Below are 17281 nucleotides of genomic sequence, written 5' to 3'. Positions count from 1 at the left end.
GCTTCTCCGCGACGGGGACACCGGCAGCGGGGCCGGGGCCAAGCCCGGCGGCGCGAGCCTCCCGGCGACCGCCACCCCCGCCGGCTCGGCCCCCTCCGGATCCGCGCCCGCAGCCCCTGTGCTGGGCCCCCGCACGAGCGGCCCGGCGAGCCGGGCCGCCACCGCCCCCAAGGGCAGCCTGCTCACCCCGGACCGCATCCGCACCGCCCTCGCCGCGCTCAAGCAGCAGACCGGCACCACCACCTTCGCCAAGATGAGTGTCTACGACGAGTACGTCATCGCCTCGGTCCCCACCGCCGCCGGCGCGGAGACCCTGGACTACTGGGAGTACCGCGGCGGATCCGTCCGGCACACCGGCCCCGCCGGCACGGTCAAGCAGGGCGACCCCCTGATCGACATGGCCGCCGTCGGCTGGGACGCGCTGCCCGCCCTCCTGGAGACCTCCACGCGCGAAATCGGCCTCCAGGAGCCGTCGTCCCGGTACGTCGTCGTCGACCCCTGGATGATGGACCAGGTCCCCTGCATGCGGACCTACCTCAGCGACGAGTACGGCCGCGGCGGCTACGTACTCGCCGGGACCGACGGCCAGGTCAAGAAGGTCGTCAAGTTCTGACACCGTGGACCCGTACGCGCGCGTACGGGTCCGACCCGTCCGGCACCACCGCACCGCTTCGAGGAGCACGGCCACCATGCCCAGCTGGCGCACCACCCTCACCCGGGCGGGGATCACCACCCCCCGCCTGCGGGACGACTACACGCACGCCGCCCGCCGGGTCATGCGCCGGGAACCGGCCCCCTACGTCACCCTGCGCCTGCTCGCCGCCCCGCCCCTGGTCCCCTGGCTCACCGCCGGACTGGCCTTCATGAACCGGGTCGACGACGTCGCCGAGACCGGCACCCCGACCGAACGGACCTCCGCCACCGCCGCGTTGGCCGGACGTGTCGAGGCGGCCCTCGCCACCGGAGACAGCCCCGACCCCCTGCTGCGCGCCTACGCCCACGCCGTGCGCACCCGGGGCCTGCCGGGGTCCTGGGTGACCCGCTTCCTCGACGGCGCGGCCACCGCCGAGGCGGCCTTCGACGGCTTCGCCGCCGAGGAGGACTTCCAGGCCTACCTCGACGCCTACGCCTGGCCCGGGGTCCTCGTCTTCACCGGCCTCCAGTACGAGGGCGGCCCCGACCCCGAACAGGCCGCCGGCTGGCGCCGGTTCGTCGACGCCGCCCAGCGCGTCGACTTCCTCGCCGACCTGTCCGGGGACCTGGCCGAAGGTCGCCTCTGCATCCCGCGCGCCCGCCTCGACGAGCACGGCGTGACCCGCGCCGACCTGGAGGGGGCCCGTGAGACCCCGGCCGTACGCGCCCTCCTCGACGCCGAAACCCGCCTCGCCCGCCGGGCCCTGGCCGACACCGACGGCATCCTGGACCTCGCCGAACCGGGGCTGCGCCCGGTGATCGCCGCCATGACGGAACTGATGGACCACCAACTGACCTCGGTGGAAAGGGCCGGCACCGCCGTCCTGCGCCGCGACACCGGATACGGCCTCGTCGCCCCGCTGCGCACCCTCGTGCGGGCCCGCGCCCGCGCCCGCGCCGTCCGGTGACCCCGGCGGACCCGTGACATTCGTACTGCCCGGGTCCGTACGAGCGCATCTGCCGGGTCGGGGGCCCCGTTCGTAGCGTGGGGGACATGACGAAGACCCCGAGCGCGGCGCACCCCGCCCGCACCGCACCCCAGCAGGTCCCGGACCCCGACGGGGACGTGCCCGCGATCCGGTTCCGGCACGCCGCCAAGTCCTTCGGCGCCGTCCGTGCCGTCGCCGGGCTCGACCTGGACGTGCGGCGCGGCGAGACCGTCGCCCTCCTCGGCCGCAACGGCGCCGGCAAGTCCACCGCCATCGGCCTGCTGCTCGGCCTCGACGAGCCCGACGCGGGCAGCGTCCGGCTCTTCGACCGGACCCCGGCCGAGGCGGTGCGGGCCGGGCGGGTGGGTGCGATGCTCCAGGAGGGGCGCGCCGTACCGCGGATCACCGTGCGGGAGCTCGTCGCCTTCATCGCCCGGACCTACCCGGCGCCCCTGCCCGTCGCCGAGGCGCTCGGCCTCGCCGGCCTCACCGACCTCGCCGGGCGCCGCGTCGACCGGCTCTCCGGAGGGCAGGCCCAGCGCGTCCGCTTCGCCGTCGCCCTCGCCGGGAACCCGGAGCTGATCGTGCTCGACGAGCCGACCGCCGCCCTCGACGTGGAATCCCGGCGCGCCTTCTGGGGCTCCATGCGGGCCTACGCCCGGCGCGGCAACACCGTGCTGTTCTCAACCCACTATCTGGAGGAGGCCGACGCCCACGCCGACCGGATCCTGGTCCTCGACGGGGGCAGGATCGTCGCCGACGGCACCGGGGAGCAGCTGCGCCGCACCGCCGCCCGCGGTTCGCTGGTCTGCGTCGACCTGGCGGGCCGCGCGTCGGGCCACCTCGCCGCCCTTCCCGGGGTGGACGCAGTCGAGGTGCGGGGCGACCGCGCCCGGCTCCGTACGCGGGACCCGGACGCCACCGTGACCGCCCTCGCCGCCCTCGGCGCGGTCCGGGGCATCGAGGTCACCGCGCCCTCGCTCGACGACGTCTTCCTCGCCCTCACCGGCGCCACCGCCTCCGGGGGGAACGCCCGATGATCACCGCCTACGTTCGCCTCGAAGTGCGGCGCACCCTGCGCGACGTCTCCTTCGTCGTCTTCGGCATCGGCATGCCGGTCCTGATGTACCTCCTCTTCACCAACCTCGGCGGCGTCGACCCCGAGTGGAAGACCGCCTCGATGGTGGCGATGGCCGCCTACGGGGCCCTCGGCGCGGCCCTGTCCACCGGGACCGGGGTCGCCGAGGACAAGGGCAGCGGCTGGCTGCGGCAGCTGCGGGTCACCCCGATGACCCCGCGCCAGGTGGTGACCGGCCGGGCGCTGACCGGCTCGGTGATCGTCCTGCCCGCCATCGCCGCGGTGCTCGCCGCGGGCGCCTTCGTCAACGGGGTCCGGATGGACGCCTGGCAGTGGGCCGCCGTCGCCCTCGTCCTGTGGCTCGGCGCGCTCCCCTTCACCCTGCTCGGGATCGGCAACGGCTACCGGCTCACCGCCCAGAGCACCGGCCTGGTCAACGTCGGCTGCAGCCTGGCGCTCTCGATCCTCGGCGGTCTCTGGTTCCCGGTCGAGACGTTCCCGCGGTGGCTGCGCTCCCTCTCCGAGCTGACCCCCACCCGCCGCTTCGCGGAACTCGGCCAGTCCCTCGCCGCCGGCGCCGCCCCGGGCACGGCCGCCGCCGCGGTGGTCGCGGTGTGGGCCCTGCTGTTCGCCTCGTACGCGGTGCTCTCGTACCGTCGGTCCGCGAGGAAGGTGTGATCGATGGAGCGGGGAACGGACATGCGGAGCGGGCAGGCAACCGGACGGGAGCGGGAGTCCGGCCGGCAGGTCCGCCGGATCGCGCGGCGGGCGGCGCAGCGGACCCGCGGGGCAGGCGGCTGCGCCCCCGACGGCGTGCACGACCCGGCGGTGCCGGCGGGTCCGCCCAACGCCCTCGCCCTGCTGCCCTGGCTGCTGCTCGGCATGGGGGCGGTCTCCAACATCGTCCAGGGCAAGACCCCCAACCCCTGGGTCGGCGTCGTGGGTCTGCTGGCCTTCAACTCCCTCTACGTCACCCTGGTGTTCCGGGCCTTCCACAAGGAGGCCCGTGAGGCGCCCGGCACCCGCTGGTGCCTGGTCGCGCTGGGGGCGGTCACCTGCGCCCTCGCGCTGGCCTACGGCGGCAACTGGCTGCTGTTCTTCCCGCTGTTGGGCCTCGCCACCGGCGCGGTCGTCCGGGGCCGCCGGCTCGGTCCGGTGATGTTCGGCGTGACCGCCGTGGCCGCGGTGGTCGCGGGACGGTCGGGGGGCATGGACACCCTCGGCATCGCCTACGGCACCTTTCTGTCGGGCATGGTCACCGCCGCGATCCTGGCCCTGTCGGAGACGGTCAAGCAGCTCCGTGACACCCGGCAGGAGCTGGCCCGGGCCGCCGTCGACCAGGAGCGGCTGCGTTTCTCCCGCGACCTGCACGACCTGCTCGGCCACACCCTCTCGGTGATCGTCGTGAAGTCCGAGGCCGCCCGCCGGATCGCGCCCCGGGACATGGACGCGGCCCTCGACCAGGTCCGCGACATCGAATCGGTGGGCCGGCAGGCGCTCACCGAGATCCGGGAGGCGGTCACCGGCTACCGCGAGGCGAGCCTGGCCGCCGAACTCGACCGGGCCAGGGGCGCGCTGACCGCCGCCGGCATCGAGCCCGTCGTACGCCAGTCCGGGCCCCCGCTGCCGCCGCAGACCGCGGCACTGCTCGGCTGGGTGGTCCGCGAGGCCGCCACCAACGCCATCCGCCACAGCGGAGCGGCCACCTGCGAGATCGAGCTGCACAGCAGCGCGGAGCGGGCCGTACTGGTGATCACCGACGACGGGAACGGCGTAGGCTCGACCCCGCCGGGCAGCGGACTGACCGGCCTCGGTGAACGGCTCGCCCTGGCGGGAGGCACCCTCGGCAGCGGACCGGCCCCGGGCCGCGGGTTCCGGGTCACCGCCGAACTGCCGCTGGAGCCGGCCGGTGGGGAAGAGGACGGGGAGGGTCGATGATCAGGGTCCTGCTGGCCGAGGACCAGGGCATGATGCGGGGCGCGCTGGCTCTGCTGCTCGGGCTGGAAGAGGACATCGAGGTGGTGTCCCAGGTAGCTGCCGGGGACGAGATCCTGGCGGCCGCGCTCGAAGCCCGCCCCGACGTCGCCCTCCTCGACATCGAACTGCCCGGCCGCAGCGGCCTCGACGCCGCTGCCGAGCTGCGCACCCGGCTGCCCGGCTGCCGGGTGCTGATCCTGACCACCTTCGGCCGGCCGGGGTACCTGCGCCGCGCGATGGAGGCGGGGGCCGCCGGGTTCCTGGTGAAGGACGGCCCGGTGGAGGAACTGGCCGTCGCCGTGCGCCGGGTGCTCGCCGGGGAGAAGGTGATCGACCCGTCCCTGGCGGCCGCCGCCCTGAGCGCCGGCCCCAACCCGCTGACCCCGCGCGAGGTCGACGTCCTCAATGCCGCCTCCGACGGGGCCACCGTCGCCGACATCGCGGGCCGGGTGCACCTGTCCGAATCGACGGTACGGAACTACCTCTCCGCGGCCATCGGCAAGACGGGCACCCGCAACCGCATGGAGGCCGTACGGGCGGCCCGCCGCCAGGGGTGGCTCTGACCGCACGGGAGTGGTGCGCGAGACCGGCGGGCAAGGCCCGACACCGGGCGGCCGCACCGTACCTGGACGCGACCGGGCCGGACGCGACCGGGCCGGACGCGACCGAGCCGGGCGCGGCCTGCGTGAAGGGCGTCAGTACGCGCCGTTGACGTTGTCGATCGAACCGTAGCGGGCGGCCGCGTAGTTGCAGGCGGCCGTGATGTTGGCGACCGGGTCGTACGAATCCATCGGCGTGCCGGGGACGTGGTAGGCGCGGAAGGTCGGGTCGATGACCTGGAGGAGGCCCTTCGAGGGAATGCCCGCCGCGGCGTTGGAGTCCCAGTTGTTGATGGCCAGGGGATTGCCCGAGGACTCCCGCATCACGTTGCGGTGGATTCCGTCGTAGCTGCCGGGAATTCCGTGCCGGGCCATGATGTCCAGGGACTCCCGGATCCAGCCGTCGAGGTTGTTGGCGTACGTCGCCGTGGGCTTGACCACGGCCGCCGTGACCGAGGTGGCCCTGGCGGCGGCGGCCTTGGCCGCGGCGCCGAGGCGCAGTTTGAGGCCGGGGCGGATGACCGAGGGGTCGGCGCCGATGACGCTGCGGTTGTCGGCGTAGAGGGTCTGCCAGCCGCCGCTCACGGAATGATCGGCCGCGATCTTCGAAAGGGTATCGCCGCCCACCACGGAATAGGTGAGGGAGAGCGCCGCCTTTTCGGCGGCGGGCTGCGCCGCCGGCTGTACGGCGGGCCGCGCGAGGGTGCTCGCCGCGGGTGCCGCGGCAGGCTGGGTGACCGCGGCGCCGGCGGTGGTGGCGCTGATCAGCGGGAGGGCGAGTGCCGCGCCTCCCGTGCCGGCGAAGGCCAGCCTGCGGGCGATCCGGTGCTGCTTCGGCCGACGGTGCTTACCCTTTGCGGACATGGCGCTGTTCCTCACGTGGGGGTACGGGAGAGCCCTGGCGCCGACCGGATTCGGTGTGCGGCCGCCGGGAGTGAGGGTGACCGTAGGCGAGCGCGGGGGACCGGAACAAGGTGTGAATTCCCCGAGGAGATCGACTTCCCGTCCGCGGTCCGGTAAATGACCTTGAATGGAGATCCCGGAAAGGGGCGATTCCCTTTCCGGGAAAAGGAAATCGGCGCGGCGCGGGAATTGATGTTGAACGGGCGCGCGTGACTGACGTCACGGTTTGGCGGGTCGGAATACCGCTTCGCGCAATACGGCCAATTAGCCGACCGATGCTGCCGATTCGGGCGACCGGGGCGATGGCGGCGAATCGCCCATCATGGACTTTTTCCGGCGCCGCCGCGCCTCAGAGGGCGGCGGGCAGCAGCTTCCGGATCGCCGCCACGGCGGCCCGCGGCTCGTCGGCGTGGCACCGCACCGTACGCACCCGGGCCCGCCCACCCCACGCCCCGACCACCGTGACCGGCCGGACCGGCTCCAGGGTGAGCGAGGTCTGACCGGCCACGGCCGCGTCCAGGACCCCCTCCTCGGACCGGTTCGCGTCGGGGAAGCGGAGTTCCTCGCGGGCGGAGGCGATCAGCTCCGCCGGTATCCACAGGTCGAGGGAGGTGCGGTGGCGCACCCGCACCCCGGCGGGCCCGACCACGTGGGGCCGGGTGACCGCTGCCGCGTGCAGCCCGAGCGCCAGGAGCACCGTGTAGAGGTCGAGGACCAGCATCACCAGGTGGGCCACCGGATACGGGGCGAGCATGAACGACACCCCGGCGGTCTCCAGCGCGAACACGAAGACCAGCCCGTACGAGGTCGGCGCCTGGGCCCGCGCGTACCCGGCGGCGGTGTCCCCCGCCCCGACGCCGTCCCTGCGCCGGGCCACCCACAGGGCGAGGCTCCTCAGCCGGCGTCCCTCGTGCGCCACGAGCAGGCGCGACCGGGCGAGGGCGCCCGGCCCCGAGCCCGTCGCACCGTTCCCCATGGCCCCGGTGAACAGGGGATCGACCCCTCCGCGCCTAGCGGATTTCGGCCAATTCCTTCAGGGTGGCCGCGACCGCCTGCGGTGATGCCGGCAGCAGCGGGAGGCGTACGTCCGGGGTCGGGATCCGGCCCTGTGCGTGCAGTACGCCCTTGACCACCGACGGGTTGGGCTCCGCGAAGGCCGCCGCCGAGAGGCGGGCCAGCGCGTGGCCCAGGGCCCGTGCGCGCGGCACGTCACCGGCCCGCCACGCCGCCGCGAGCTCCACGAAGCGCTCCGTCGCGAGATGGGCCGAGGCCAGGATCCCGCCGACCGCCCCGAGCGCCAGCATCGGTGACAGGTACGCGTCGTCCCCGGCCAGGACGGCGAACCCGTCCGGGAGGTCGCCCAGCAGTGCCACCGTCTCCTGGTCGATGCCGCCGCCCGCGTACTTCAGCCCGGCCACCCCGGGCAGGGCCCCGAGCGCCCGCAGCGCGACCGCGTCCAGCGGCTGCCCCGTCCGGTAGGGGATGTGGTAGACCACCAGCGGTACGGGGCTCACCCCGGCCAGCCGCGTGAAGTGCGCCAGTACCCCGGCCGCCGAGGGCCGTACGAACGACGGCACCGTCACCAGCGCCGCCCCCACCCCCGGCCACCGTGCCAGCCGGGCCAGTGCGGCCTCGCTCGCCCGCGTCCCGCTCGCCCCGGCCCCCACCGTGAGCAGGCTTCCCCGCTCCCGGCAGACCCGGGCGCAGACCTCGGTGACCAGATCGCGCTCGGCCTCCTCCAGCATGGCCGTCTCCGCGGTGGTGCCGAGGGTCACGATCCCGGCCGCGCCCGCGTCGAGCGCCTCGTGCGCGAGCGCCTCCAGGGCCTCCGCGGCGACGTTCCCGGCCCGGTCGAAGGGGGTGACGAGCGGGACGTGGATCCCGTCGAGCACCGAGGTGTCCGCCGAGGTGTCCGCCGTCGTTTCGTGCGTGTCCAGTCGCATGGGACGAGCTTGGCGCGCTGCGAGCATCGAATCCAGTTCGCATTCCTTACTCGAACCGTAAGCTGGGCCGATGCTCGACGTACGCCGCCTGCGGCTCCTGCGGGAACTCGCCCGCCGCGGCACCATCGCCGCCGTGGCCGAGGCCCTGTCCTTCAGCCCCTCCGCCGTCTCCCAGCAGCTCTCCGTCCTGGAGCGGGAGGCCGGGCTGCCGCTGCTGGAGCGCACCGGCCGCACGGTCCGGCTCACGCCGGCCGCCCAGAACCTGGTCCGGCACGCCGACGCCGTCCTGGAGCGGCTGGAACGGGCCGACGCCGATCTGGCCGAGGCCCGCAGCGGTCTGGCCGGCGCCCTGCGGATCGGGGCGTTCCCGACCGCCACGCGGGCCATCGTCCCGGCCGCCCTGGTGCACCTGGCCCGCCGCCATCCGGGGCTGGAGCCGATGGTGTCCGAGACCGACCCGGCGGCGGTCGCCCACGCGCTGCGGGCCGGGGACCTGGACGTGGCGCTGGTGCACGAGTACGACCTCGTCCCCGAGCCGCCCGAGCCGGGGCTGGCCACGCGGCCGCTGTACGGGGAGGCGATGTACCTGGCCACCCCGGCGCCCACCGCCACCACCCCGATGTCCGTCCCCGCCCCCACGGTCCCCGCCCCCACGGACCCCGACCCCGCAGACCCGGACGCCCCGCCCGCGGGCGGTCCCGCGCAGGACGCGGTCCTGCGCGCGCACCGGGACGATCCCTGGATCACCGCCACCCCCGGTACCCTCTGCCACGCCATGACCGTCCGGGCCTGCCGGGCCGCCGGGTTCACCCCCCGGGTGCGCCATCAGGTGGACGAGTTCGCCACCGTCCTCGCGCTGGTCGCCGTGGGCCAGGGGGTCGCGGTGGTGCCGCAGCTCGGCGTCACCGGGCCGGCCGGGCCCGGGGTGAACCTCGTCCGCCTGCGCATGGAACGCCGCACCAAGATCGCTTTCCGCGGCGGGGCCGGGGCCCACCCCGCCGTGGCCGCCTTCACGGCCGCCCTGCGGGCCGCCGTACCACCGGATCTGGCCGCAGCGCGCGCGGAAGCGTGACGCAACTCCCGTACCGGGCGGCGCCCGTGTACGTTCGATGATCCAGACCGATCCGATCAGAACGGGGTATGACGTGACGCATCGCGTACGAGGTGTCATCGCGCGGAGCAAGGGCGCACCGGTGGAGACGACCACGATCCTCGTGCCCGACCCGGGGCCGGGCGAAGCCCTGGTCAAGATCCAGGCCTGCGGGGTCTGTCACACCGATCTGCACTACCGGGAGGGCGGGATCAACGACGAGTTCCCCTTCCTCCTCGGGCACGAGGCGGCCGGCGTCGTGGAGTCCGTCGGACCGGACGTCACCTCGGTCGCCCCCGGCGACTTCGTCGTCCTCAACTGGCGCGCGGTGTGCGGCACCTGCCGGGCCTGTCGGCGTGGCCGTCCCTGGTACTGCTTCGCCACGCACAACGCCACCCAGCCCATGACCCTGGAGGACGGCACCCCGCTCTCCCCGGCGCTGGGCATCGGGGCCTTCGCCGAGAAGACCCTGGTCGCCGCCGGGCAGTGCACCAAGGTGGACCCGGCCGCCTCCCCGGCCGCCGCCGGGCTCCTCGGCTGCGGGGTGATGGCCGGCCTCGGCGCCGCCCTGAACACCGGCAACGTCGGGCGCGGCGACTCGGTCGCCGTCATCGGGTGCGGGGGAGTGGGCAACGCGGCGGTGGCCGGTGCCCGGCTGGCGGGCGCCTCGAAGATCATCGCCGTGGACCTGGACGACCGGAAGCTGGAGTGGGCGCGCGGCCTCGGCGCCACCCACACCGTCAACGGGCGCACGGAGGACGTGGTCAAGGCCGTCCAGGAGCTGACCGGCGGCAACGGCGCGGACGTCGTCATCGAGGCGGTGGGCCGCCCAGAGACCTACCGGCAGGCCTTCTACGCCCGCGACCTCGCGGGCACGGTGGTGCTGGTCGGCGTACCGACGCCGGAGATGAAGCTCGAACTGCCGCTCCTGGACGTCTTCGGGCGCGGCGGCGCGCTGAAGTCCTCCTGGTACGGGGACTGCCTGCCGGAGCGGGACTTCCCGCTCCTGATCGACCTCTACCTCCAGGGCCGGCTCGACCTCGACGCCTTCGTCTCCGAGACCATCCCGCTCGACGGGGTCGAGGACGCCTTCGCCCGTATGGAACGCGGCGAGGTGCTCCGCTCGGTCGTGCAGTTCTGACCCGACCCGGCCACCTCCGGTGGTGGCCGGCCCGCGGGCGCACCCGCGGGCCGGTCACCCGTCCGGGGTTCCCCGTCAGGCGCCGAGCAGCGCGAGGAGCGCGCGGACGGCTTCGAGCACGGGTGTCCCGATCGCCCCGACGGTGGCGGCGATGCCGGCCACCGCCATCAGCGCCCGGTGCCGTTCCGCTGGGGGAACGGCGGCGTCGGCCGTGATGGCCGGGAGGGCGGAGTCGATGCACCGCGCGGACTCGTCGGGCACCTGCGCGCGCAGCTCCGCGAGCAGCGCGAGGAGTTCGCGCACGGCCTGCTCCGCGGACGGGGCAACGGGCGCCGCGTGCTGGTGGACGATGCCCTGGTTGCCCTGCCCGCCGTACATGTTCACGGTGTCGCCGCTCATCCGTGGGTCACCCCCGAGTTTCCCTGGCCGCCGTACATGTTCACGGTGTCGCCGAAGTAGTAGTGGCTGGGATTGCTGATGGTCAGACGCTCCACCCGCACGCGCAGTTCCGTGTCCGGGTTCTCGATCGCGTACGCGATCTGGTGCACGAGCCCGTTGAGGTGGTCGGGACGGCCGGTGACGAGGGCGGTCGACTGCCCGTTGGACTCGACGGCCAGGACGAAGTGGGAGGCCGCCGTCAGCACGGCCATCATGTCCGCGAAGTAGTACAGGAGGCCGATCCCGGAGGCGATCCAGACGAACCGGATGGTACCGTCGAAGGTCGTGTCGGCGCTGGGGGCCAGGAAGCCCGCGATGGTCCCGAACACGGTGAAGCCGAGCGCCGCGAGGAGGGTGAGCGCCGTCCGCCGTGCGAAGGTGACGACGGATTCCTTGCGCCGGGGCTTGAGGACGAAGGTGTAGACGCGGGCGACGTTCTGCAGCGGGTACACCGCCCCGCCCACCCACAACAGCCGCTTGGTGACGGCGAGATCGAGCGAGGAGGGCAGCCCGGCGTAGCCGGCCGGCGGCTGCCCCGGCGGGCCCTGCGGCACTTGCGGTGCGCCGGGCCGCGGCCGCGACGGCGGTGGGGGCAACGGTGGTGACTGCTCTGGTGGCGGTGGCCCGTTCGTTTCCATGCATCCCCCTGAGACGGAGCCGGGTCGGAGCGGAGCCCTATTAACGACCTGTCATGCCCCTGCCGCAAGGCGAATTCCGGCCCCGTGGCCCTCCGCCTTGCGACGCACCGCACCGAACACCGCGACCCGGCAAACCTTTCCGTCCACGGCGCTAGGGTGCGGAGCATGAGCGAACGAGCCGATCAGCAGGCGCCCTTGCAGCCGATGCCCACCGACTGGCAGCGTGCCCTCGCGGTGGTCGCCCACCCCGACGACCTGGAGTACGGCTGCGCCGCGGCCGTCGCCGACTGGACGGACGGCGGCCGCGAGGTCGTCTACGTCCTGGCCACGCGCGGGGAGGCGGGCATCGACACCATCGCCCCGGACGAGTGCGCCCCGCTGCGCGAGGCCGAACAGCGTGCGAGCGCGGCCGTCGTCGGGGTTTCCACGGTGGAGTTCCTCGGCCACCGCGACGGGGTCGTCGAGTACGGCCTCGGTCTGCGCCGGGACATCGCGGCGGCCATCCGGCGGCACCGCCCCGAGCTGGTGATCACCCTCAATCACCGGGACACCTGGGGCGGCCCCGGCGGCGGTGGCTCCTGGAACACCCCCGACCACCGGGCCGTCGGCCGGGCCACCCTGGACGCCGCCGCCGACGCGGGAAACCGCTGGATCTTCCCGGAGCTGATCTCCGAGCGGGGACTGGAACCCTGGGACGGAGTGCGGTGGGTCGCCGTGGCCGGTACCGCGACGCCGACCCACGCGGCCGACGCCACCCCCGGACTGGAGCGCTCCGTCAGGTCCCTGATGGAGCACAAGGCGTACATCGAGGTACTGACCGACCAGGACCCGGAGGAGTACGTGCGGACCTTCCTGACCGGCAACGCCGAACGGGTCGCGGACCGCTTCGGCGGCCGTCCGGCGGTGGCGTTCGAGGTCTTCCCCCGCTGACGCGCCCCGCCCTGACCTGACGGTCCATCAGGTAGGGCGGGGGTGCGGGCCACGGTGATCGACACCGTCTCCACGGAGACCGGCGAGCACCGAGGGGCGGTGGCGCGGGCAGGCCACGCCGAGCGTTGTCCGTCATGGGGCATCGATGGCGCGTCGGCGCTCAGATCGCCATGCCCGTGACGGGCCTACGGCTTCGGCAGGTACGCCTGCTTGGTGGCACAGGTCCAGATCACCGGCTTCAGCTTGCCCTTCGCGTTCACGGCGGCCCCGCCGACCCGGCCGTCGTCGGAGACCGACTCGGCCATGCTGGCCTTGTCCGCGGCGAGCCGCGGCAGGGCCAGCAGCGGGCCCGAGCCCGGCCAGAGCTGTGCCTGGTCGGCCTGGGTCGGCTCGTCGGGGTGGAACTTGGCGGTGCCGACGCTGACGTTGGTCGTGGGGCTGATCGCCTCGAAGGTGCCGTAGGGGAACGGGTTCAGCACACCGGGGGAGGTGCCGGGCGCGGTGTACGGGGCCGTCCAGGTCCACGGCTTGTACGCGTACCCGGGCCCGTACCAGTCGTAGCCGACGACGCGACCGCTCTCGTCGAGGCCCTGGACGAAGCTCTCCTGGTACTTGCCGCCGCCGCTGGGGGCGAGGGAGACGGCCGGGCCGCCGCCGGCGGGCCAGAGCACCGGGGTGACGTCCCAATGCTGATTGTCGCCGTCGTCGGTGTAGTCCACCTTGGCCGTGCCGAGGATGTCGCCCCTGTTGTTGATGCCCGTGACCAGGTCGACGCGGGTGTGCGGATCGGCGCCCGCCGGCGGCGCGAGCTCGCGGACCTTCTGGCCGTCCTTCCAGACGAGGCCCACGCCCGCCCGGTTGCGCGAGACGACGTACCCGGCGTCGTTGACGTCGGCCTCGCCGTACGGGTCGTCGCTCCCGGGCAGCGGGGTGATCGCCGCGTCGCCCGCCCGGTAGGTGAACACGTAGCCGCCGCCGGTGAAGATCCGGCCGACCATCAGGCCGTTCTTGTTCACGGCGAGCAGCTCGCCGTCGAGGACCGCCGCGGGCAGCGGGACCTTGTGGAGGGTGGTCCCGGTCCAGTAGACGGGCAGGCCGCCGGAGACGCCGACGGACAGGTTGCCCTTGCCGAGGTCGTTGACCCCCTCGGCCTGCCGGTTGCCCGGGTTGTGGAGGGACGACCCGGTCGAGCCCAGTACCTGGATCCTGGGCGTGCAGGTGGTGGCGGCCGAGGCCGGGCCCGCGGCGGTGACGATCGAGGCGAGGACGATCGCGGCGGCGGCCGCGGAGGCGCCCCGTCTCATGGGCGTGCTGTTCATCGGATTCCCCCTGTGGTGTGCGGTGGTGGCGCGGCCGTGCGCCCGGAGCGGTGCCCGCTCGGGCGCACGTGATCCCCCATTGCGTCATATGCCGTGTGAAAGCGGCGTGTTGATGCTATCTCCAGACACATGAGTTAACCCGTCGTTCGTGTGTCTGAATTTCGGAAGCGGCCGCCCCGGTCACCGGTGGCACCTGACGGGGGCACGGGCCGGTCAAGGGTTCCCAAGGGTGCAAGCGACCGCTTAGTATGCCGCCGAGCGTGGTCCCTCGACGGCGGCTGGAGGCCCCGGATGCAGGCATGGCGAGTACACACGACCGGCGAACCCCGCGAGGCCATGCGTCTCGAAGAGGTACCCGAACCCGTGCCCGGCGAGGGCGAGGTGCGGCTCAGGGTGCTCGCGGCGAACGTCAACTTCCCCGACGCGCTCCTCGTCCGCGGCCAGTACCAGATCAAGCCGCCGCTGCCCTTCACACCGGGCGTCGAGATCTGCGGGGAGACCGAGGACGGCCGCCGCGTCATCGCCAACCCGAGCCTGCCCCACGGCGGGTTCGCCGAGTACGTGACCGCCCCCGCGCGCGCCCTCCTGCCCGCCCCGGACACCCTCGACGACGCCGAGGCCGCCGCCCTGCACATCGGCTACCAGACCGGCTGGTTCGGCCTGCACCGCCGCGCCCGGCTGCAGAGCGGGGAGACCCTGCTCGTGCACGCCGCGGCGGGCGGCGTCGGCAGCGCCGCCGTCCAGCTCGGCAAGGCTGCCGGAGCGACCGTCATAGGGGTCGTCGGGGGCAAGGCCAAGGCGCGCACCGCCGAGGAACTGGGCTGTGACCTGGTCATCGACCGCACCGCCGAGGACCTGGTCGCCCGCGTCAAGGAGTTCACCGCCGGGCGCGGGGCCGACGTCGTCTACGACCCGGTCGGCGGCGACGCCTACACCGCCTCCACCAAGTGCGTGGCCTTCGAGGGCCGGATCGTGGTCGTCGGGTTCGCCGGCGGCACCGTCCCCACGCCCGCGCTCAACCACGCCCTGGTGAAGAACTACGCCATCCTCGGCCTGCACTGGGGTCTGTACGCCGCCAAGGACCCCGCCGCCGTCCTCGCCTGCCACACCGAGCTCACCCGCCTGGCCGCCGAGGGCCTCGTCACACCGCTGGTCAGCGAACGCGTCCCGCTGGCCGCGGCGGCCGCCGCTGTCCAGCGCCTCGCCGACGGCACCACCACCGGCCGGCTGGTCGTCGTACCGTCCCTGCCCTCCCAGGACGCGCCCGCCCCGGACGGAGCCGACCGATGACGCCCACCGCCGAGGAGCTCGCCGCCCGTACCCGGGCCCTGCTCGCCGCGCACCCGCCCGCCACCACCGCCCGCCCCGCCTTCCTGGGCGCCCGCTTCGACGCCGGACTCGCCTGGGTGCACTACCCCGAGGGCCTCGGCGGCCTCGGTGCGCCCCGCTCGCTGCAGGCCGTCGTCGACGCCGAACTGGAGGCCGCGGGGGCCCCGGACAACGACCCGCGCCGCATCGGCATCGGCCTCGGCATGGCGGCCCCCACGATCCTCGCCTACGGGACCGAGGAGCAGAAGCGGCGCTTCCTGCGTCCCCTGTGGCTGGGGGAGGAGGTCTGGTGCCAGCTCTTCAGCGAACCCGGCGCGGGCTCCGACCTCGCCGCCCTCGGCACCCGCGCCGTCCTCGACGACACCACTGGCGAGTGGGTCGTCGACGGCCAGAAGGTGTGGACCTCCAGCGCCCATACCGCCCGCTGGGCCATCCTCATCGCCCGCACCGACCCCACCCTGCCCAAACACCAGGGCATCACCTACTTCCTCTGCGATATGCGCGCCCCCGGGGTCGAGGTCCGTCCCCTGCGCCAGATCACCGGCGAGGCCGAGTTCAACGAGGTCTTCCTCACCGGCGTCCGGATCCCCGACGCGCACCGCCTGGGTGCCGTCGGCCAGGGCTGGGCCGTTGCCCGCACCACCCTGATGAACGAACGCGTCTCGATCGGCGGGATGCGCATCCCCCGCGAGGGCGGCATGATCGGCCCGGTCGCCGCGGTCTGGCGCGAACGCCCCGCACTGCGCACCCACGCCCTGCACCAGCGGCTGCTCGGCCTGTGGGTCGAGGCCGAAGTGGCCCGGCTCACCGGGGAGCGGCTGCGCCAGCAACTCGTCGCCGGACAGCCGGGCCCCGAGGGCAGCGGCATGAAGCTCACCTTCGCCCGCCTCAACCAGGAGATCAGCGGCCTGGAGGTGGAACTCCTCGGCGAGGAGGGACTCCTCTACGAGGACTGGACCCTGCGCCGCCCCGAGACCGTCGACTTCACCGGCCGCGACGCCGGCTACCGCTACCTGCGCGCCAAGGGCAACAGCATCGAGGGCGGCACCAGCGAAATCCTCCTCAACATCGTCGCCGAACGCGTCCTGGGTCTGCCCGCCGAACCGCGCGACGACAAGGACATCGCCTGGAAGGACCTCGCCCGATGACCGCCTCGCGCGCCTCCCTCGACCTGCTCTACTCCGACACCGAGGAGGAACTCCGCTCCGTCGTAAGGGCGTTGCTCGCCGACCACTGCGCTCCCGCGACCGTGCTGGCCCGCGCGGAGAGCGGTCGCCCGCACGACCCCGCTCTGTGGCGCACGCTCGCTTCCGGGATCGGCGCCGCCGGGCTGCTCGTCCCCGAGAAGCTCGGGGGAGCGGGCGCGAGCCACCGCGAGGCCGCCGTGGTCCTGGAGGAGCTCGGCCGGGCCGTCGCCCCCGTTCCGTACCTGACCGGCTGCGTCCTGGCCACCGAGATCCTGCTCGGGTGCGACACCGCCGAGGCCGGCGACCTGCTGCGCGAACTCGCGGCCGGACGGCAGATCTGCGTCCCCGCCCTCCCCCTCACCCAGGCCCCCGGCGCCCCCCTGCCCCGGCCGCCGCGCGAGTCCGGCGGGGGCGCGCTGACCGGCACCGTCACCTCCGTGGCCGACGCGACGGCGGCCGACGTCCTGCTGGTCCTGGCCGACACCGGGCTGTACGCCGTCCCCGCGGCCGGGGCCCGGCTGACCCCGGCCGTCCCGCTGGACCTCACCCGGCCGCTCGCCACCGTCACCCTCGACGGGACCCCCGGCACCCGCCTCGCGGACCCCGCGACCGCGCGGGCGGCCGTCGCCGGAGCACTGCTGTCCGGCGCCGGACTGCTGGCCTCCGAACAGCTCGGCCTGGCCGAGTGGTGCCTCACCGAGACCGTCGCCCACGTGCGGGGCCGCCACCAGTTCAACCGGCCCGTCGGCTCCTTCCAGGCCCTCAAGCACCGTCTCGCCCGGCTCTGGCTCGACGTGGCCTCCGCCCGCGCGGCGGCCCGCGCAGCAGCCGACGCCCTCGCGACGGTGTCGCCCGACGCGCCGCTCACGGTCGCGGTCGCCCAGGCCTACTGCTCGGGGGTCGCGGTCCGGGCCGCCGAGGAGTGCGTCCAGCTGCACGGGGGCATCGGCATGACCTGGGAACACCCCGCCCACCTCTACCTCAAGCGGGCCAAGGCCGACTCCCTCGCCCTGGGTACCACGGGCCACCACCTGGGCCTCGTGGCGGATTTCGCGGAACTCCCCGCGCCGGCCTGAAGCCGCGGCCG

17 protein-coding genes and 1 pseudogene are annotated in these 17281 nt (G+C 74.2%); 12 read left to right on the top strand and 6 right to left on the bottom strand.

Going from position 1 to position 17281, the window contains the following annotated elements:
* The 6 genes and pseudogenes from ACEPPI_RS22440 to ACEPPI_RS22415 form a co-directional block, all read left to right on the top strand.
* Positions 1-613 (top strand): annotated as a pseudogene (locus ACEPPI_RS22440) (hypothetical protein); the annotation flags it as partial.
* A gap of 76 nt (positions 614-689) precedes the next feature.
* Entirely contained in the window at positions 690-1601 is a 912-nt protein-coding gene (locus ACEPPI_RS22435) for a squalene/phytoene synthase family protein (RefSeq protein ID WP_373917038.1), read from the top strand.
* An 86-nt stretch (positions 1602-1687) separates the two neighbouring features.
* The gene (locus ACEPPI_RS22430; RefSeq protein WP_373917037.1) at positions 1688-2662 is read left to right on the top strand and encodes an ATP-binding cassette domain-containing protein; all 975 of its coding nucleotides are present in this window, start codon (positions 1688-1690) and stop codon (positions 2660-2662) included.
* On the top strand, positions 2659-3378 hold the full coding sequence (locus tag ACEPPI_RS22425; protein WP_373917036.1) for an ABC transporter permease: 720 nt from the start codon (positions 2659-2661) through the stop codon (positions 3376-3378). Before ACEPPI_RS22430 ends, ACEPPI_RS22425 begins: the two co-directional genes overlap by 4 nt.
* A gap of 3 nt (positions 3379-3381) precedes the next feature.
* Positions 3382-4638, top strand: coding sequence for a sensor histidine kinase (locus ACEPPI_RS22420; RefSeq protein WP_373917035.1), 1257 nt, complete (start codon positions 3382-3384; stop codon positions 4636-4638).
* The gene (locus ACEPPI_RS22415; RefSeq protein ID WP_373917034.1) at positions 4635-5240 is read left to right on the top strand and encodes a response regulator; all 606 of its coding nucleotides are present in this window, start codon (positions 4635-4637) and stop codon (positions 5238-5240) included. The genes ACEPPI_RS22420 and ACEPPI_RS22415 overlap by 4 nt, the downstream gene beginning before the upstream one ends.
* 132 nt (positions 5241-5372) lie before the next feature.
* On the opposite strand, the gene ACEPPI_RS22410 is transcribed toward ACEPPI_RS22415, so the two are convergent.
* The 3 genes from ACEPPI_RS22410 to ACEPPI_RS22400 all read right to left on the bottom strand — a co-directional run bounded on the left by ACEPPI_RS22410 (position 5373) and on the right by ACEPPI_RS22400 (position 8122).
* Positions 5373-6140: a transglycosylase SLT domain-containing protein gene (locus tag ACEPPI_RS22410; protein ID WP_373917033.1), complete on the bottom strand. Its 768-nt coding sequence runs from the start codon at positions 6138-6140 to the stop codon at positions 5373-5375.
* Positions 6141-6528: 388 nt separating this feature from the next.
* Entirely contained in the window at positions 6529-7155 is a 627-nt protein-coding gene (locus ACEPPI_RS22405) for a hypothetical protein (RefSeq protein ID WP_373917032.1), read from the bottom strand.
* Between the two features lie 34 nt (positions 7156-7189).
* Entirely contained in the window at positions 7190-8122 is a 933-nt protein-coding gene (locus ACEPPI_RS22400) for a dihydrodipicolinate synthase family protein (RefSeq protein WP_373917031.1), read from the bottom strand.
* Between the two features lie 70 nt (positions 8123-8192).
* On the opposite strand from ACEPPI_RS22400, the gene ACEPPI_RS22395 reads away from it, so the two are divergent.
* Together ACEPPI_RS22395 and ACEPPI_RS22390 are read left to right on the top strand one after the other, a co-directional pair.
* Positions 8193-9194, top strand: coding sequence for a LysR substrate-binding domain-containing protein (locus tag ACEPPI_RS22395; protein ID WP_373917030.1), 1002 nt, complete (start codon positions 8193-8195; stop codon positions 9192-9194).
* Positions 9195-9267: 73 nt separating this feature from the next.
* Complete coding sequence (locus ACEPPI_RS22390) at positions 9268-10353, top strand: S-(hydroxymethyl)mycothiol dehydrogenase (protein WP_371675281.1); 1086 nt, start codon at positions 9268-9270, stop codon at positions 10351-10353.
* 75 nt (positions 10354-10428) lie between these two features.
* Here ACEPPI_RS22390 and ACEPPI_RS22385 read toward each other — a convergent pair whose 3' ends face one another.
* Positions 10429-10752: a hypothetical protein gene (locus tag ACEPPI_RS22385; protein ID WP_373917029.1), complete on the bottom strand. Its 324-nt coding sequence runs from the start codon at positions 10750-10752 to the stop codon at positions 10429-10431.
* Positions 10749-11345, bottom strand: a complete 597-nt coding sequence (locus ACEPPI_RS22380) for a DUF6232 family protein (RefSeq protein ID WP_373917028.1) — start codon at positions 11343-11345, stop codon at positions 10749-10751. Before ACEPPI_RS22380 ends, ACEPPI_RS22385 begins: the two co-directional genes overlap by 4 nt.
* Positions 11346-11594: 249 nt before the next feature.
* Here ACEPPI_RS22380 and ACEPPI_RS22375 point away from each other — a divergent pair, with 249 nt between their 5' ends.
* The gene (locus ACEPPI_RS22375) at positions 11595-12359 is read left to right on the top strand and encodes a PIG-L deacetylase family protein (protein ID WP_373917027.1); all 765 of its coding nucleotides are present in this window, start codon (positions 11595-11597) and stop codon (positions 12357-12359) included.
* 185 nt (positions 12360-12544) lie between these two features.
* On the opposite strand, the gene ACEPPI_RS22370 is transcribed toward ACEPPI_RS22375, so the two are convergent.
* Positions 12545-13678: a hypothetical protein gene (locus ACEPPI_RS22370; protein ID WP_373917026.1), complete on the bottom strand. Its 1134-nt coding sequence runs from the start codon at positions 13676-13678 to the stop codon at positions 12545-12547.
* Positions 13679-13969: 291 nt separating this feature from the next.
* Here ACEPPI_RS22370 and ACEPPI_RS22365 point away from each other — a divergent pair, with 291 nt between their 5' ends.
* From ACEPPI_RS22365 to ACEPPI_RS22355, 3 genes are read left to right on the top strand one after another with little or no spacing between them, the layout of a single operon-like run.
* A complete protein-coding gene (locus ACEPPI_RS22365; RefSeq protein ID WP_373917025.1) occupies positions 13970-14968 on the top strand; it encodes an NADPH:quinone oxidoreductase family protein in 999 nt (332 codons plus the stop codon).
* Positions 14965-16155 carry an acyl-CoA dehydrogenase family protein gene (locus ACEPPI_RS22360; RefSeq protein ID WP_373917024.1) on the top strand — a complete coding sequence of 397 codons (1191 nt, stop codon included), beginning with the start codon at positions 14965-14967 and terminating at the stop codon, positions 16153-16155. The genes ACEPPI_RS22365 and ACEPPI_RS22360 overlap by 4 nt, the downstream gene beginning before the upstream one ends.
* Entirely contained in the window at positions 16152-17270 is a 1119-nt protein-coding gene (locus ACEPPI_RS22355; RefSeq protein ID WP_373917023.1) for an acyl-CoA dehydrogenase family protein, read from the top strand. The genes ACEPPI_RS22360 and ACEPPI_RS22355 overlap by 4 nt, the downstream gene beginning before the upstream one ends.
* Positions 17271-17281: the final 11 nt, after the last annotated feature.

The organism is Streptomyces sp. AB3(2024) (assembly GCF_041862025.1).
Taxonomy (GTDB): Bacteria; Actinomycetota; Actinomycetes; order Streptomycetales; family Streptomycetaceae; genus Streptomyces.
Note: the sequence above shows the minus strand (reverse complement) of the source record. Positions and strands in the feature narration are given on the sequence as shown.

What these genes read in the sequence shown, in the direction of transcription:
- ACEPPI_RS22435 (WP_373917038.1), top strand. Translation starts at nt 690, where the DNA reads ATGCCCAGCTGGCGCACCACCCTCACCCGGGCGGGGATCACCACCCCC.
- ACEPPI_RS22430 (WP_373917037.1), top strand. Translation starts at nt 1,688, where the DNA reads ATGACGAAGACCCCGAGCGCGGCGCACCCCGCCCGCACCGCACCCCAG.
- ACEPPI_RS22425 (WP_373917036.1), top strand. Translation starts at nt 2,659, where the DNA reads ATGATCACCGCCTACGTTCGCCTCGAAGTGCGGCGCACCCTGCGCGAC.
- ACEPPI_RS22420 (WP_373917035.1), top strand. Translation starts at nt 3,382, where the DNA reads ATGGAGCGGGGAACGGACATGCGGAGCGGGCAGGCAACCGGACGGGAG.
- ACEPPI_RS22415 (WP_373917034.1), top strand. Translation starts at nt 4,635, where the DNA reads ATGATCAGGGTCCTGCTGGCCGAGGACCAGGGCATGATGCGGGGCGCG.
- ACEPPI_RS22410 (WP_373917033.1), bottom strand. Translation starts at nt 6,140, where the DNA reads ATGTCCGCAAAGGGTAAGCACCGTCGGCCGAAGCAGCACCGGATCGCC.
- ACEPPI_RS22405 (WP_373917032.1), bottom strand. Translation starts at nt 7,155, where the DNA reads ATGGGGAACGGTGCGACGGGCTCGGGGCCGGGCGCCCTCGCCCGGTCG.
- ACEPPI_RS22400 (WP_373917031.1), bottom strand. Translation starts at nt 8,122, where the DNA reads ATGCGACTGGACACGCACGAAACGACGGCGGACACCTCGGCGGACACC.
- ACEPPI_RS22395 (WP_373917030.1), top strand. Translation starts at nt 8,193, where the DNA reads ATGCTCGACGTACGCCGCCTGCGGCTCCTGCGGGAACTCGCCCGCCGC.
- ACEPPI_RS22385 (WP_373917029.1), bottom strand. Translation starts at nt 10,752, where the DNA reads ATGAGCGGCGACACCGTGAACATGTACGGCGGGCAGGGCAACCAGGGC.
- ACEPPI_RS22375 (WP_373917027.1), top strand. Translation starts at nt 11,595, where the DNA reads ATGAGCGAACGAGCCGATCAGCAGGCGCCCTTGCAGCCGATGCCCACC.
- ACEPPI_RS22370 (WP_373917026.1), bottom strand. Translation starts at nt 13,678, where the DNA reads ATGAACAGCACGCCCATGAGACGGGGCGCCTCCGCGGCCGCCGCCGCG.
- ACEPPI_RS22365 (WP_373917025.1), top strand. Translation starts at nt 13,970, where the DNA reads ATGCAGGCATGGCGAGTACACACGACCGGCGAACCCCGCGAGGCCATG.
- ACEPPI_RS22360 (WP_373917024.1), top strand. Translation starts at nt 14,965, where the DNA reads ATGACGCCCACCGCCGAGGAGCTCGCCGCCCGTACCCGGGCCCTGCTC.
- ACEPPI_RS22355 (WP_373917023.1), top strand. Translation starts at nt 16,152, where the DNA reads ATGACCGCCTCGCGCGCCTCCCTCGACCTGCTCTACTCCGACACCGAG.